This window comes from Bacteroides timonensis (assembly GCF_000513195.1).
Classification (GTDB): domain Bacteria; phylum Bacteroidota; class Bacteroidia; order Bacteroidales; family Bacteroidaceae; genus Bacteroides; species Bacteroides timonensis.
Window position 1 is genome coordinate 36,317 of the sequence record NZ_CBVI010000039.1, and the last position, 16,267, is coordinate 52,583.

Here is a 16,267-nt window from a genome sequence, read left to right on the forward strand (position 1 = left end):
TAATATGAATTATTCTTTATCTCTCTCTGGGGAAAAGCGTACCGGATCATTGTATTGTTCCTGCAATGCCGTAAGTTCGGTTTTCAGTTCCTTCACAATGTCTTCCGTACCCGGCTGTCCATAGATATTACGCATTTCGGTCGGATCGGCCTGTAAATCGTACAATTCCCATTCATCGATGTCATTATAGAAATGGATCAGCTTGTAACGTTCTGTACGTATCCCGTAATGACGCTTCACCATGTGTTCAGCAGGATATTCATAGAAGTGATAGTACAGGGATTTCCGCCAGTTTTCAGGTTTTTCGCCTTTCAGTAATGGAACCAGGGAAAGTCCCTGAATATCTTCGGGCACCTTCACACCGGCCAGTTCCAGAAATGTGGGTGCATAGTCAATGTTCTGTACCAACTCTCCGATGTCTCCTTTACGGTCGAAACCTTTCGGCAAACGCATAATCAGCGGTGTATGCATGGATTCTTCATACATGAAACGCTTGTCGAACCATCCGTGCTCACCCATATAGAAACCTTGATCGGAAGTATAAACAACTAATGTGTTATCCAGCAATCCTTTCTCTTTCAGGTAATCCAACACACGGCCTACATTATCATCCAGAGATTTCACAGTCTTCATGTAGTCGCGGATATAGCGCTGGAACTTCCAATTAGCAAGTTCTTCACCCTGAGGATTCTTTTTATAGAAATCATCGATGATAGGACCATAGAATTCATCCCATGCGGCACGCTGCCTCTCATCCATCCGGCCGATATATTTCTCATAAAGAGACTTCAACCGGGTTTCTTTGTCCGGATGTAGCATTTTGAGGTCATAGATCATATCCATATCTTTCACAATGCTCATTTCCTGTGCGGCAGCGGCAGGACGTCCTTCGTAATCGTCAAAGAAATTGTCCGGCAGCGGGAAGGTCTTGTCTTCATAAAGTGCAAGGTTGCAGGTATCTGCCAACCAGTTACGATGAATCGCTTTATGATGAATTAAAATACAGAACGGCTTATTTGTATCCCGCTGATTTTCCATCCAGTCGATAGCATCATCGGTGATGATATTGGTCACATATCCGTGCTTCTGTATCGTATCATTGTCCTGAGTGATAAAATCAGGATTATAGTAATCGCCTTGTCCGGGCACGATTTCCCAGTAATCAAAACCAGTAGGCAAACTTTCCAGGTGCCATTTACCAACCAACGCAGTCTGATAACCGGCCTGTTGCAAAAGTTTAGGGAAAGTTTGCTGTGAAGCATCAAACACGCAAGTGGTGTTATCATAGAATTTATTGGCACAACTGTGTTTGCCCGTAATCATGCAGGCACGGCTGGGTCCGCTCAATGAGTTGGCAACAAAACTGTTGGTGAAGCGTACTCCATCGGCAGCAATACGGTCCAGGTTCGGTGTTTCCATATAACGGTGATCATAGCAGCTCATCATCTGGGCTGTGTGGTCATCCGTCATGATGTATACAATGTTGTATTGCTTCTGCTCTTCAGCCTTCTTTTGGGCAGAGCATGAGACCAAGGATGCCACAGCAGCGGCACCGGTCAGGGAATAGAGTAATCCTGATTGTAAGTTTTTCATGGTCGGAAATCTTTAGTAGTTTAATTGCCCAAAAGTACGCGTAATGGATAAGAGCAATGTTCAAGAATATCTTTATCATATCCAAAATTCGCCATTTCGGGTATATCTAAAGCAACAAAAAGACAAAATTAAAAGCAGCGAAGACAAAACCGGAAGCAGAACAGACAAGATGCGCTGTCTGCTTCCGAAATGTTAGGTTATATCAGCCTATTGAAAAAAGGTAGTCAACTGATAGCTATTAATAGCCGAAGTTATTATCGCTATTGGAAAGCCCCGGGTTCGCATCTATTTCACTGGTAGGAATCGGCAGAAGGAGATTCTTTCTCAGGAAATCATCTGTCAGGTTGCCATCGTTAATGAGGCGGTCGGCAAAGTTATTATTGCTGCCAGGATAATTGCTATCTCCCTTAATGGTCAGTTCATGATTGGCATTCAGCTCCAGCAGTTTCTTAAAATACTTTGTGCCACGAATACGTATCATGTCGTAGATAGCAGGTTCACCACAGAGTTCTATAACGCGTTCAAAATACAGTTTTTCCGTGACCTCATCCTTGGTAAGAGATGATGACCAATCTGCCGGCTGTGCCGAAGCTACGGCTCCGGACTTGCGTGCACGGGCAAGCACTTCGTTGGCCAGGCTGATAGCTTTCTGAGTATCACCCAGTTCATTATAAACGTCCGCCATCAACAGCAACATCTCAGCATAACGGTAAACCATCAGGTTCTTGTGAGCCATCGTACCTGTTTGTTTCTGGTCATAAAGCTTACCAAAATACGGCCATTTATTTCCGTTGCCCACCTTCACAAATTCTTCCGTTGCTTTAACGAGCGTTTCACCATATGGAGAGTTACCGTGCGTAGTTTCATAGTTCTCAATAAAACTGAGACTCGGATTCTTCGGGTCAGCAAACTCTGCATAAGGCAATTTGCCCACATTGTACAGTTTCACATCTGTTGTTCCCGGTACTATTTCATCATACGTATATCTCCAGTAAGGATACGTATACACGGAATCATTAGGGGTAGGAATTGAACCTACCTGCGGCTTCGGATTAGCCTGATTGTTACCATTACGGTCTCTCCATCTTGTCAAAAAATTAACTTCTATGCGGGGATCTCCCGGATAAGTGCCTTCGTGCATGTCATAAGCGAACTTGGCAACGCGATACGTGCTCCAATTGATACCACTCGTAGAGGCTTGCGGTGCAAAACGATTACTAGCACGGTTATAAACGCCACTGGCATTACCGGTTGAGTAGTTCATCATGACAATGGCTTCTTTGGAAGTAGCATACTCGCCAAACAGGTCTGCAAACTTAGGTTCCAATGAATAAACTTTGCTGGCATACACTGCATCAAACATTTCCTTTGCATTCTGCCAGTTGGCAGCAGCATTGATATCCAGGGCAGCCATCTTATAATATACTTTACCCAAGAGAGCCTTAGCGGTCCAGGAGTTAACGCGACCCACTGCCGATGTTTCGGAGATAGAAGTAGCGTCTTTCAAGTCAGCCACTACCTGGTTCAATACTTCTTCGCGAGGAGAACGAGCGATTGAGATACCTTCCGAAGAAGAAGCTATTGTTTTCAAAGGTACATCACCGAACAAAGAAACCAGGTTATAATAAGCCAGTGCTCTCAATATTTTAGCCTCTCCACCCTTCTGATTTTTGACACTCTCACTCAAAGAGCTCTTTTCAATACTTTCAAGGAAAGCATTGATTTCGGATATCGCTTTGTACATGCCATTCCAAGTGGGCGAAACCAAACTATTGGCAGCCAATGTATTCAGGGCATTCAAATCTTCGGGACGCTGTGACCAGGCAAGACCGGAAGCAACAATAGGAACTTCCTGCCACATCTGCCCGTAAGCGTTGGTGGAAGCCATATAGCCGTAGCATCCCAACAAAGCCAAATCTGCATTACTCTCGGATTGGAAGACAATATTACTGTTCTGAGAATACAGGGGATCTTCATCAAGTAGCGCATCGCAAGCCGAGAAGCTGCACAGTGCAACCAAAGACAGGATGTAATATTTATATTTTTTCATATTCGTAGAGTATTAATGATTAAAAAGTTAAGTTTAAGCCAAATATAAAAGAACGTGGAGATGGGTAAGAACTCATATCAACTCCCGGACGAAGTCCGTCGAATGTAAAAGAGCTCACTTCCGGGTCATAGCCACTATAGTTGGTAATAATAAATGCATTCTTAACAGAAGCATAAACAGATGCATTCTGGAAACCAATCTTGCTCAGCCATACTTTAGGCAACACATAGCTCAATGTGATATCAGCGCAACGCAGATAGCTGCCATCCTCTACATAGCGGTCCAGCACAGCATTCGGCACAGTGTATACAGAACTCGGATATAAGTTAGAGTGGTTGCTTTCTGTCCACATATTCTGGAAGGCCTTTCTGGTAATGTTATTAGAACGGATACCCGGAGTATTGATATAACGGTTGTTCGTATTCAGAATGTCTCTTCCTTGTACACCATTAAATATAGCAGACAAGCTAATGTCTTTCCATGAAACCGTTGTAGAGAAACCGTAAGTGAAGTCCGGATTCGGGTCACCGATGATGTCGCGGTCATTTACATTGATATCCCCATCCTTATCCTCATCACTATTTACATACTTAATATCACCCGCTACCGGAATAGCCCCGTTTACCGTCTTATAGTATCCGATCGAACCATCTTTCTTAGTATACTTCACACCTTGATCAGTGATATCTTCTGGCTGCACAATGCCTTGTGTTACGTAACCGAAGAACAAACCCGGAGCTTTGCCTTCCATGAAGACGTGAGCCACACCGAAGTGGTCACCCAAAGAGTTACCATAATAACCCACATTCTCTCCCAAATAACCGAAATCAGACGGCAGAAGTCCCAACTCGCTAATTTCACCCTTATTAAATCCGATGTTACCCATTACACTCCATTTCCATTCTTTGCCATCAATGATCTGTGCATTCAAAGAGATTTCAACACCTTTATTGGTCAAAGAGCCTTGATTGTAATAAGTAGAACTGAAACCAGCCGAACCGGGCAGTGATCTGGATATCAATAAGTCCGTAGTCTTCTTTTGATACACATCAACGGTACCGCTCAAGCGTGAATTAAATACTCCGAAGTCCACACCTGCATTCCAGGAAGCTGTCTTTTCCCATTTCAAACTATTGTTTGACAGATTGGTTACGGAGAAAGCTGTTAACGGATTACCTGAACCATCAGCATAATAAAGATTCGAATTAGAGCCATACATAGAGAATGTAGAATACGGATCGATAGACTGGTTACCGGTAACACCGTAGCTCACGCGAACTTTCAACTGACTCAGCCAAGTGAGATTTTTCATAAACTCCTCTTGTTCCATTCGCCATGCCAGTGATGCAGACGGGAAATATCCCCAACGACTGCCTTTGGCAAACTTACTGGAACCATCGGCACGGAAAGAAGCCGTAACCAAGTATTTATCTAAGAAGGACACATTGACACGTCCCAGGTAAGAAACCAACTGGTAGTCTTTCTGGATAGGTTGTGCATTGGTTACATTGCTTGCCATGTGAAGACCGTTCTCACGCATTTCAAAAAAAGTGAAGTTATTACCCGTCGTATTCTTATTCAGGAAATTATAATCTTCATAAGTAACACCGGCTGTAGCATCCAACGTTGCGATAGACTTGATCTTCGTATTATAGTTCAAAAGGTTTTCTACAGAAACATTACTCTTGTTCAGGTTAGACAGTGACAACAAGCCCTGATTATTCATACCTTGATAAAGTTGCAGACCATACCAACGTTTGCGGTCGTTAATATTCAGATTACCACCGGTACGAAGATTATAACGGAAAAACTTATTGATCTTCCAAGTCAAATCCATACTGGCTTTGAAACTCTTGTCATCCGTTACGTCCACATAGTCGTTCAACCAACTGAAAACAGTCGTCTTGTTCTCATTATTGAAATTCGGGTCATCTTCCGGCATTTCAAACGGAGCATAATCCAATGCAGTACGAGAAATAGCTCCGGTAGAACCACCCAATGTATTACCACCCGCCATCATGTCATTCTGACGAAGAGCACCGCTCAGGGACAAGTCTATCTTAACAGCCTTTGAAATCTCGGCACTCAAATTAGCACGCAAGTCACCCTGTTTCAAAGAAGTTTGTTTTACCGTACCGTTAATATCCTTGAAATTGGCAGATATATAGTAGGTAACCTTATCCGAACCACCATTCAAAGACAAAGAGTAGTTCTGCGAGAAGGCCGAAGAATAGATTTCTTTTTGCCAGTTCTTATAATTTACGACATTATACGTTTCAGGATCGTTCGGATTATACTTGTCATAAGAACCGTTGAATACATATCTCACCTCATCACCTACAAGATAAAAAGGATACAAATTATCTTTGATTCTGCTGTTTGCATAGCTTGCATACTCTTCCAGATTAATCATATCCATCAGTTTGGCAGTATTGGCTATTGTGAAAGTGACCGAAGCATTCACTTTGGTCTTTCCTTGCTTACCTTTCTTCGTTGTAATCAAGATTACACCGTTTGCACCACGAGAACCATAAATAGCTGTTGAAGAAGCATCTTTCAATACTGTGATATCCTCGATATCGGCAGGATTCAGAGAAGACAAGGGGTCCTGATTGATCTGGAAGTCACCACTGATACCTGAAGAAGCAAATTCACCCGTTGACGCCTGCGGTACATTATCAATAACGTAAAGCGGCTGGTTGTCTCCACGGAGTGAACTGGCACCACGAATAGTTACTGAAGAAGCAGAACCGACAGCCGAAGATGAGGAGTTAACCACAAGACCTGCAATTTTACCCGACAACAGGTTATCGATAGAAGTTGCTTTGGCCGCATCATTGGCATCCGGGCGTATACTGGTCAATGCTCCGGTAAGGTCGCCTTTACGAGCCGAACCGTAACCTACCACAACTACCTCGTCCAACAACTGCGTGTCATCCTTCAGCGTCACATTAATCACCGTCTTGTTACCTACCGCAATCTCTTGCGTCTCATAACCGATGAAAGAAAAAACTAATACTGATTTAGAGTTGGGGACATCAATCTTATAATTACCGTCAATATCGGTAATCGTCCCAAGCGATCCTCCTTTTACTTGTACATTGACACCCGGTACACCTTCATTGGTGCTGTCAATCACTTTACCTGTTACTTTGACGGATTGCTGTGCAAAAGCGGCAGCAGTAGTTGTCAAGCAGAGCAGACATGTTAGAAAAACATTAAATAACTTCTGTCTCATAGAATTAAATTTAAATTAGTAAAGACTATTGTTAACATTGATTTCGATGCAAATGTAAAGCGAAACAGAAGGAGCACCGGTACAATAATCACTATTACTAAATCCAAAATTGACTACCTACAGCCTTCCTGCAGGGGTATAGCCAAATTTGGAGCTAAAAATAGACAAAATTGGAGTTTCTTCCCATCAGATTCCTGTCTTTTGTTTTGTATGGTTCGATACAAAAGTTTATTTTTGTTCCAATCTTTGCACAATACCATGAGAAAAACCATGTTAACCACACTAGTATTGTTCCTATTATCGCTCTTTCCGGATAAAGCAGTCGGCAATAAACAATACGCTTTCCAGCAGATAAGTACGCAAAACGGCCTGTCCTCTTCGGTCCGCTGCCTGGTTGTGAGCCAAGAGAAGGGATACGTATGGATGGGAACGAGGCTGGGTATCGGACGTTTCGACGGCTACGAACTAAGGAAATATCTATTGGGAAATATCACCCATATTATTGAAGATAAAGAACATACCATCTGGACCATTACTCCCAAAGGTTTATTCTACTACGATTATCAGGAAGACAAATTCCTCCAGGCACGCGACGAAGACAACAACCCGGTGACCGTAACTTCCATCTGCCCGTGGACCGACGGCGTGTTGTTCGGTGGTAACGGAAGACTCTATAAATATGACTATGCCAACCGGAAAATCAAATTCTTATATCCTCTGACACCTAATAATAAATACAATATTACCAACTTACAAAAGTGGGACGACCACACCCTATTGTGCAGTAACCGCTGGAACCATGCACTGCTCATTGACGTTTCCACCGGACAGACACGCCCTGTTCCTTTTGAGAGCAACGAACTGATTTCCACCCTCATCGACAAGAACGGGAACATATGGATAGCCCCTTATTATCAGGGAGTGAAGTGTTACGACCGGAATGGCAAACTCCTACACTCCTACCACAGCGGGAACTCCCCTTTGCAAACCAACGTCGTGCTCTCACTGGCCGAAAATGACGGGAAAATCTGGATTGGAACAGATGGTGCAGGTATTTATATCTTAAATCCGGAAGACGACACAATGTCCGTCCTGTCCCATACCCCCGGTGATCCTTACTCTCTGCCGGTCAATTCCATTCTTTATCTGTACGCTGACGCTAACAATAGTATGTGGGCAGGCAGTGTACGCGGAGGACTAATCAGCATTAAGGAAGTAGGGATGAAGATTTACTCGGATGCCCTGCCCGGCACGGAATACGGATTAAGTGAGAAATCAATCTTATGCATCTATCAGGACGAAGATGACGAAATCTGGATCGGGACAGACGGCGGTGGAATCAACAGTCTTCATCCCGGCAACAAGAAATTCCATCACGTCATGTCTACATGGGGAGACAAAGTATCTTCTATCACAGGAGTGGACAAACAACGGTTATTAGTATCCCTGTTTAGCAAAGGATTGTTCTTCTTCGACAGGAAAACCGGAAATTACCAGCCGCTCATTATCGTAAATGACAGCATCAACGAACTGATGTGCAAGCGTGGAAAAACCGTAAACGTATTCCAAAACACACCCGAAACCATATTATTACTTGCTGAATCGCCTTATAGTTACCACATAAGTAAGAAAGAATTCACCCCTATTTCACTGGATAAATACACTAAAGAGATTATTGGTACCATGTTGCCGATAGAGAGCAAAGGCCCTGTCTCCTACCTGCACGATTTTAAACGCATCTACCGCATAGACTCCCGGAAGAATATGTTGGAAACTCTCTTCAGTTGTCAGGGAGACACCATATTCAATTCCATAGCTATCGATGAAAGCGGGGTTTTCTGGATAGGAAGCAATTACGGCCTCAGCCGTTACTCCATCGAGAAGCGAGAACACACCAACATTCCCAACAGCCTGATCCATGAAATCAATTCACTGATTTGTGATAAACGGGGGCGCGTATGGCTGGGGGCTGACGGAAAACTGTTTGCCCACCTCATTCACGAAGGAGAGTTCATCCTCTACGGAGAATCTGACGGAGTGATTCTGAATGAGTATCTGGAAAAGCCACGGTTGTTATCTGCCCAAGGCGATATCTACATGGGTGGTGTCAATGGCCTGCTCTGTGTCAACAAGCAACTCCCCGACGAGTCAACAACTCCGCCCATACTGGAATTGGCTGACGTATCGGTAGGCGGAGAACGTATGAACGCCCTGATTAACACCGGACAAAGCCTGAAAGTTCCGGAACAGAGCAAGCCCATATCCATCAAGATTATCGCCCACGACAAAGATATCTTCCGCAAACCCATGTATCGCTACACCCTGCGGGGAATGGAGGGGCAAGTCATCTACTCTTATCAACCGGAACTGACACTCAGCGGGTTGCCTGCAAGAACTTATCAAGTGATGGCTGCATGCAGCACCCGCAGTGGAGGATGGACGGAAGATTACCAAATACTGGAATTAATAGTGCTTCCGCCCTGGTATAAATCCGGCTGGTTCACAATCAGTTGCATCATAGTGGCATTCTCCGGCATTGTACTCGTATTCTTCTCCCTGCTGCGCCGCAAAGAAAACAAGCTGAAATGGGCCATGAAAGAGCATGAGCAACAGGTTTATGAAGAAAAAGTACGCTTCCTTATCAACATCAATCATGAATTGCGCACTCCGCTAACCCTGATACATGCCCCGCTAAAACAGCTATTGGCAACCTTATCACCGGAGGATGAAAAATACCCTATTATACAAAGCATCAGCAAGCAGTCCGGACGCATGAAAGAGCTTCTGAACATGGTGCTGAATGTACGGAAAATGGAAGTGGGACAAAGCACCTTGCATGTGGAGAACGTAGAGTTGAACCCGTGGGTGGAACAACTTATTGATGATTTCCGGCCGGAGGCAACAATGAAAGGAATTTCCATTGTTTACAATCCGGACAAGGAAGTGGACACCCTCTGTTTTGACAAGGAGAAATGCACCACCATCCTGACGAACCTGCTTATCAATGCACTGAAATACAGTTCTGAGAACGGACAAATCAGTGTATCCGTAAGTTTGTCCGAAGACCAGAGCAACGTGCGCATTTCTGTAGCCGACGAAGGTCCCGGTTTAAAGGACATAGATATAAACAATCTCTTTATCCGATTCTATCAAGGCAACAACAGCCGTCCGGGCACAGGCATCGGTCTTTCTTATTCCAAGATTCTGGCCGAACAGCATGGCGGGAGCATCGGTGCTTATGACCACGAAACCGCCCCCGGAGCAACCTTCTGGTTTGAGTTGCCCCGCAACGTGCAGCCCGGAAAAGTAACCCTGCAACCCCAACCTTATCTGAATGAGTTGTTAGCTCCTACCCAGGAAGTGGAAAGCATTCCGGAAGAAACAGCCGTAAAAGAGGAAACCACGAACAACACGCTGCTCATAGTAGATGACAACAAGGATTTGACTGACTATTTGTCCGAAGCACTGAAAGGCAAATTCAAGAAGATATGGGTGGCTTATGACGGTGAAGAAGCGCTGCGCATTTGTCGGGAATCATATCCGGATATAGTTGTCAGTGACATACAAATGCCCCGCATGAATGGGTATGAGTTGTGCAAGCACATCAAGGAAGACCTGGAAATCAGCCATATCCCTATTATTCTGCTGACCGCCCGCAATGATGAGGAAAGCCAGATTTTCGGTTACAAGAACGGAGCCGATGCTTATCTGACGAAGCCTTTTGAGGTCAGCATACTTCATACCATCATCCAAAGCCAACTGAAGAACCGTGAGCGGATGCGGACGCGCTATGCAGAAGCGGGACCATTGCCTCAGCCACAGGAAAGTACGTTCAGCCCGGCAGACGAGAAGTTCCTGAAACGGTTGAATAAGTCAATCACCGAGAATCTGGACAATCCACAGATGGGGGTGCCTTTCCTGTGTACGGAACTGGGAATCAGCCGCGCTTCTCTCTATAATAAACTAAAGGTGGTGACAGGTATGGGAGCCAATGATTACATAACCAAGCTCCGGGTGGAGCGGGCGGTCTGGTTACTTACCCATAGCACCCTCAACATTAATGAGATAGCGGATCAGACGGGGTTCTCCACATCACGCTATTTTAGTACGGTATTCAAACAGTATATGGGGTGTTCGCCGACGCAATACAAGGAGGAACATGCGTAAAAAGGCTGTTATGTAGTGTAAACACGGCTGTATCATTGCTTTCACATAGGCAGTTCATTGCTTTCGCATAGGCAGTTGCTTATTTCAGAGTGCTTCATTTTGCAACGGCCACAAATGTAGTTCAGCTGCCTCACAGTTATGAGGCTCGTGCTCCACAATCGTGAAGCACAAGCGCCACAGACGTAAACACTATTAAAACACTGGATATCAACAAAATAAACATGCAGAGTTTTCCCAATGAACATAGGAGATTGACATATACAATCCCTATTTAGAATGAATAAAAGTAGGTAAGAAACGGAGTGCTATCTAATGAAAAGCAGGTAATCCGGTATCTTTTATATCAAAAAAAGCAGGAAAAGAGAAAATAGGGAATCAAAGGTTTTATACGAATATGAAAGATAACAAAAAGATAATCAAAAACATACATCTAATTAAGAGTAGTGTAGGCAAATTTGCCTACACTCTGTTTTTTATTTGCTTACACCATGCTATATCACCGATGAATAGGGCGATACAGAGCATGAGTGTAAGCGTGTAGGTAAAAGTGAGGATAAACTCTGTGTAGATAGAATTGAATTTATAATTGCACCTCTATGTTGTATTCATTTCTTTTTCTCCTTTTCTTTTTCATTATAATACTCACTTTTTAAACGAACAGCTTTATTAATTTCATCCTGAGGTGTCTTTTGAGTTTTATAAGGTTTCTATGTTAGAAAGTAAAGGATAATTCGAAGCGGACTCCGGCAATGTCACCGGGAACATATCGTTTTCTCTGTGCTCCCGACGGATAACTTCGAGCATCTGTTTCACGATTTCCGGATGTTGCGCCGCTATATCGTTATCTTCGTGGATATCCTTTGCAAGGTCGTACAGATGGGGCTTTCCTTTCTTAACTATCAGTTTCCAATCGCCCATACGAACGCCGAACTGGTCGGTTTCATGGAATTCCCAATAGAGGAAATCATGTTTCTGCTGTTCACCAGCGTTGCCTAACAAGGTCGGGGCAAAAGAGATGCCATCGAAACAGTCACCTTCTAACTTCTTGTTGATATACTTTTTCGGGAATCCTTTGTCGCCCGCCAGTTCGCAGAAAGTAGGCATGATGTCGTAAAATGCCAGCTGGTGGTCGTTTACCGAACCGGCGGAGATGCGTTCCGGCCAGCGCACAATGAAAGGAATCCGGATGCCGCCTTCATGACACTGCCGTTTCAAACCACGCAGTTTCCCATCCCGTCCGAAGAACTCCGGGTCCGCTCCTCCTTCTTCGTGAGGGCCGTTGTCGCTACTGAAGATGACGATGGTGTTCTCGTCCAGTCCCTTTTCTTTCAACTTCTTCAAGACTTCGCCCACGTAATAGTCCAGACGGGTAATCATACCGGCAAACTGGGCATGGGTATGCTCCGAAACATTATAACGTCCTTTCTCATACCCGCCCCAGGTTTTATCTCTAAAAAACTTCTTCTTGTAGCTTTTCAGGATAGAATCATTCGGCTGCGCAAGTTCCGCATGCGGCAAGGTGTAGGTGAAAAAGCCATAGAAAGGCTGCTCTCCGTCCTGTTTGTCCAGCCATTCCAGCGCCTTACCGTGAATCAGGTCTGCCGAATATTGAGTGCGTTTCTTGTAATCATCGCCAAACATCGGGTAGTTGATATTATCTTCCAGCAGAATACGTATAACGCCTGTATCGCCTGCCTGTGTGCTGTACCTGTTCAGAAAGTTAGGGTAGTATAAATGAGCCTGAAACTGGCATATATAACCATAGAATTCATCGATACCCCGCTTATCCGGTGTGGAACAAGAGCCTTCATAACCACCTGCCCACTTGCCGAAGACTCCCGTTGTATAACCGTTCTTTTTCATTATCTCAGGAAGAATGATATGATTTTCATCGTATGGTTCCTGACCGACAACGGTAAATTCGTCATTAATCCCGTATTTCACGGTTGGAACTCCCTGCCAATACTCTTTATTTCCGCGCACATGGGTGTGTCCTGTATGTTGTCCCGTCATCAGCGAAGCACGGGAAGGGGCGCTCACCGGACTACCGGCATAGGCTTGGGTAAACAGCATGCCTTCGGCTGCCATACGGTCTATGTTAGGCGTTTCAATGTATTTCTGTCCGTAACATCCTAAATCCCCGTATCCCATGTCGTCGCAGAGGATAAAGATAATGTTAGGTTTGGAATTCTTGTTTGCCGCATTGGCACACAAAGCAACAGTAGCCAGCAGGCCTGTTCCTAAAGTTATAACTGTCTGTTTCATACTGAATTGTATATTCAAATTAAATATCGATGTATTCCGGGCGAATGATTATTCGCCCCTACAAGCGTTGTCACAATACGTGTAGGGGCGAAAAATCTTTCGCCCGCCAACACAGCGTAGCCACTTGTAGCCCGTAGCTTGTAGCTCGTCACTTACTCACTTGTTCTTCTCCCCGAAGTCTTCCTGTTGCTGCTCCACTTCCTTCAGCCTCTGAGCATTTTGCTCTTTCAAAAGCTGTTCCTGTTCCAACTCCGCAGCCGATTTTGCAGACGTTCCGGCAGCTTGCAAAGAAGATGAACCGGCGATCAACGCAGCATCTTTCCCCGAATAAACCAACGGATGGGCGGCAGAATAGCTTTCTAATTCTAATACAGCACTTACAGGCATCTGCGAACCTTCGAATAACACACTTGCCGTTATTTTTATCTTACCCGGCCTCAAAGTGGACTGTATCAGCACCGGAGCCGTCCCCCACTTCACCGGAGCGGGATTTGCCAATATTCCGGCATCACCCAGAATACGTCCTTCGCCTTCTACATGAAACTTCACATAGTAGTTGTTCAAACGTTTGATATTCCCGTTCTTATCGGCTATGGCAGCTACTACAGTGACAAAATCGGAACCATCGGCTTTCAGGTTCACATTCTCATCATCCACCCAAAGCAGCACTTTTTCCGGACGACGGGCGGGATGCACTTCGTGCGTAGCAACCACTTTACCGTCTATCAAGCCTTCTGCCCGCAGGAATACTTCATCCTGCTTTTTCTTACGTGACATTGCTTTATCAGTCATGAAATCGTAGACATCGGGGAAAGTGATAACCGGCGAAGGCATGCCTTCTTTAACTACCGGTTTATTATAAGTATAAGTCTTTCCATCTTTCAGGAAGGTGAGGCGCACTTCATCGCAATTGGAATAAACAGTCACATCCTTGCCGGAGAACGGCGTCATCTCGTGAGCAATATAAACCATCGGGCCGGTTTCAAAAAGACGTTCCTGCTTCTGGGGTGAGCGTTGTGCCTTGAACATATAATAAGAATACTTGGGCTGGCGGAATACATCCATCAATCCGCCATAGAACGGATCGGGATGATAACCGCGCTGATGGTCGAACGAGTGCCACAGACAGCCGCCCACATGTTGGCGGGGAGTGCGGTAAAGGGCATCGTAACAGGTATATGTATAGGTGGGGTTGGCATAATGTTGCGCTTGGATAAGCATAGGCTGTTCTCCCCAGTTGCGGGCTACACGGCTGGGAGAGTTATGTGAACTCCAGTCATCCACATTATCACCCCATTCACGGGTAAAGTAGGTTATCTTTGGGTCAGCATCCTTATCGCCCCACGACTTGCCATCGTAAGAGGGATGTGTAAAGAGTATCGGGAAATGCTCACGTCCACGTGCACCGCTATCACAACCGGAATAACAATATGGGTAAGGATACTCCTGGTCTACAATATCACGGGTGTTCTTGGCGAAGTCTTCCGGATACCAGGTTTCATTGAGGATAGGTTCCCACATCCACACACAAGCATGGTTGCGGTCGCGCCGCACAAGATTACGGATATCGCTATATACACGTTGCGCAAATTCGGGAGCATCATTCCAGAACTGCCAGCCGGGGGTATTGACAATGACAAACAGCCCAAGCTCGTCGCATGCATCCATGAATGCCGGGTCTTGCGGACAATGGGCGTTACGGATTACTTTCATTCCGGCATCACGCAGTTTCTTTGCATCACGCCAATGAATACTGTTAGCAACGGCATTGCCTACCACCGCAAAGTCCTGATGACGGTTAGCACCAATCAACGGGCTTTCATAAGGTTTGCCATTCAGCCAGAAACCGTCCTTGCCCTTAAACTCTACACTACGGATACCGATACGGCGACGATAACCGTCCACCACATTGCCTTCGCGGTCGCGGATACGTACTATCAGATTATATAAGGTGGGAGTTTCCGGACTCCACAGCATCGGGGTCTTTACTATGAGCTTATCTTTCGAGGTAATAGCCTTCCCTGGCCGTATCTGAATCTCATCATTCAAGAAAGCAACCTGTGTACCATCCGGTTGCTGCAACTCATATTCTACAACGCCCGTAAAGGCTTTACGGCTGTCATTGCGCACATGCGCCTTCAGTAACACTTCGGCTGAGGCATCCGACACCTTATCATAAGCCACAAACAGACCGCTGCCTGCTACTTCGTTCTCAAAGTTCGGGTCAGTGATAAAGACCGGATTATGGGCTATCAGCCAGCAATCACGATAAATGCCGCCGAAATAGGTAAAGTCGAGTACATCCTGCGCCTTTCCGGGGGGATAGGTCTTATCATCGCTGTTATCCGTCCACACGGCTATCACATTATCCTCTCCCCAGTTCAATACGTCAGAGATATCGACCACCACAGGCAGATAACCGCCAAAATGTTCGGTCAGCAACTTCCCGTTGACGAATACCTTACTCTTTCCCATGATGGCTTCGAAGTGCAGGAACAGTTTCTTCCCTTTCAAAGCATCCGCAGGGGTGAAGTGCTTGCGATACCAGACTTCTCCCTGATAATTGATGCAACCACTGGCTTCCGTCGGCAAATATTCAATGCCATTGGGAAGGGAGACTACCGTCCATTCCGCATCATCAAAGTTCGTGGCCTCAGCACCCTCAACCGCTCCTTTGTGGAAGCGCCAGGCGGGATTCATTGAAAACACTTCACGCCCGGAATTGGGTAACTCGAAGAAACCGGCAGTGGAAAACTCTGGTTGGTGAGACGCCTGCAATGCGCTGCAGGGAACTAACAATAAAACAATTAGAATTAAATGAATGATTTTTCTCATGAAAATAGTATTATTTTAGGTGTACATAACTTGATGTAATAGCCATTTACAACATCCGATGCAAAAATAGGGCAAAACAGAAAACCACTGTTACAATAATCGCTATTTTTAATCCAATT

Annotated in this window: 6 protein-coding genes; 1 reads left to right on the forward strand and 5 read right to left on the reverse strand. The window is 45.1% G+C overall.

The features are described 5' to 3' along the window. Window positions 1-9: 9 nt before the first annotated feature. The 3 genes from BN161_RS09155 to BN161_RS09165 all read right to left on the reverse strand — a co-directional run bounded on the left by BN161_RS09155 (window position 10) and on the right by BN161_RS09165 (window position 6,881). Entirely contained in the window at window positions 10-1,593 is a 1,584-nt protein-coding gene (locus BN161_RS09155; RefSeq protein ID WP_044265154.1) for a sulfatase family protein, read from the reverse strand. Between the two features lie 238 nt (window positions 1,594-1,831). Then, a complete protein-coding gene (locus tag BN161_RS09160; protein ID WP_044265156.1) occupies window positions 1,832-3,643 on the reverse strand; it encodes a RagB/SusD family nutrient uptake outer membrane protein in 1,812 nt (603 codons plus the stop codon). A 19-nt stretch (window positions 3,644-3,662) separates the two neighbouring features. Then, window positions 3,663-6,881 (reverse strand): SusC/RagA family TonB-linked outer membrane protein, encoded by a 3,219-nt coding sequence (locus BN161_RS09165; RefSeq protein WP_044265158.1) that lies wholly within the window; start codon window positions 6,879-6,881, stop codon window positions 3,663-3,665. A 270-nt stretch (window positions 6,882-7,151) separates the two neighbouring features. Between BN161_RS09165 and BN161_RS09170 the strand changes: the two genes are divergently transcribed. Beyond that, a complete protein-coding gene (locus tag BN161_RS09170; protein ID WP_044265160.1) occupies window positions 7,152-11,048 on the forward strand; it encodes a hybrid sensor histidine kinase/response regulator transcription factor in 3,897 nt (1,298 codons plus the stop codon). Between the two features lie 696 nt (window positions 11,049-11,744). Here the strand turns inward: BN161_RS09170 and BN161_RS09175 are convergent. Together BN161_RS09175 and BN161_RS09180 are read right to left on the reverse strand one after the other, a co-directional pair. Then, window positions 11,745-13,313, reverse strand: a complete 1,569-nt coding sequence (locus tag BN161_RS09175; RefSeq protein ID WP_044265242.1) for an arylsulfatase — start codon at window positions 13,311-13,313, stop codon at window positions 11,745-11,747. Between the two features lie 156 nt (window positions 13,314-13,469). Next, the gene (locus BN161_RS09180; protein WP_044265162.1) at window positions 13,470-16,148 is read right to left on the reverse strand and encodes a glycoside hydrolase family 2 protein; all 2,679 of its coding nucleotides are present in this window, start codon (window positions 16,146-16,148) and stop codon (window positions 13,470-13,472) included. Window positions 16,149-16,267: the final 119 nt, after the last annotated feature.

What these genes read in the sequence shown, in the direction of transcription:
- BN161_RS09170 (WP_044265160.1), top strand. Translation starts at nt 7,152, where the DNA reads ATGTTAACCACACTAGTATTGTTCCTATTATCGCTCTTTCCGGATAAA.
- BN161_RS09160 (WP_044265156.1), bottom strand. Translation starts at nt 3,643, where the DNA reads ATGAAAAAATATAAATATTACATCCTGTCTTTGGTTGCACTGTGCAGC.
- BN161_RS09180 (WP_044265162.1), bottom strand. Translation starts at nt 16,148, where the DNA reads ATGAGAAAAATCATTCATTTAATTCTAATTGTTTTATTGTTAGTTCCC.
- BN161_RS09155 (WP_044265154.1), bottom strand. Translation starts at nt 1,593, where the DNA reads ATGAAAAACTTACAATCAGGATTACTCTATTCCCTGACCGGTGCCGCT.
- BN161_RS09175 (WP_044265242.1), bottom strand. Translation starts at nt 13,313, where the DNA reads ATGAAACAGACAGTTATAACTTTAGGAACAGGCCTGCTGGCTACTGTT.
- BN161_RS09165 (WP_044265158.1), bottom strand. Translation starts at nt 6,881, where the DNA reads ATGAGACAGAAGTTATTTAATGTTTTTCTAACATGTCTGCTCTGCTTG.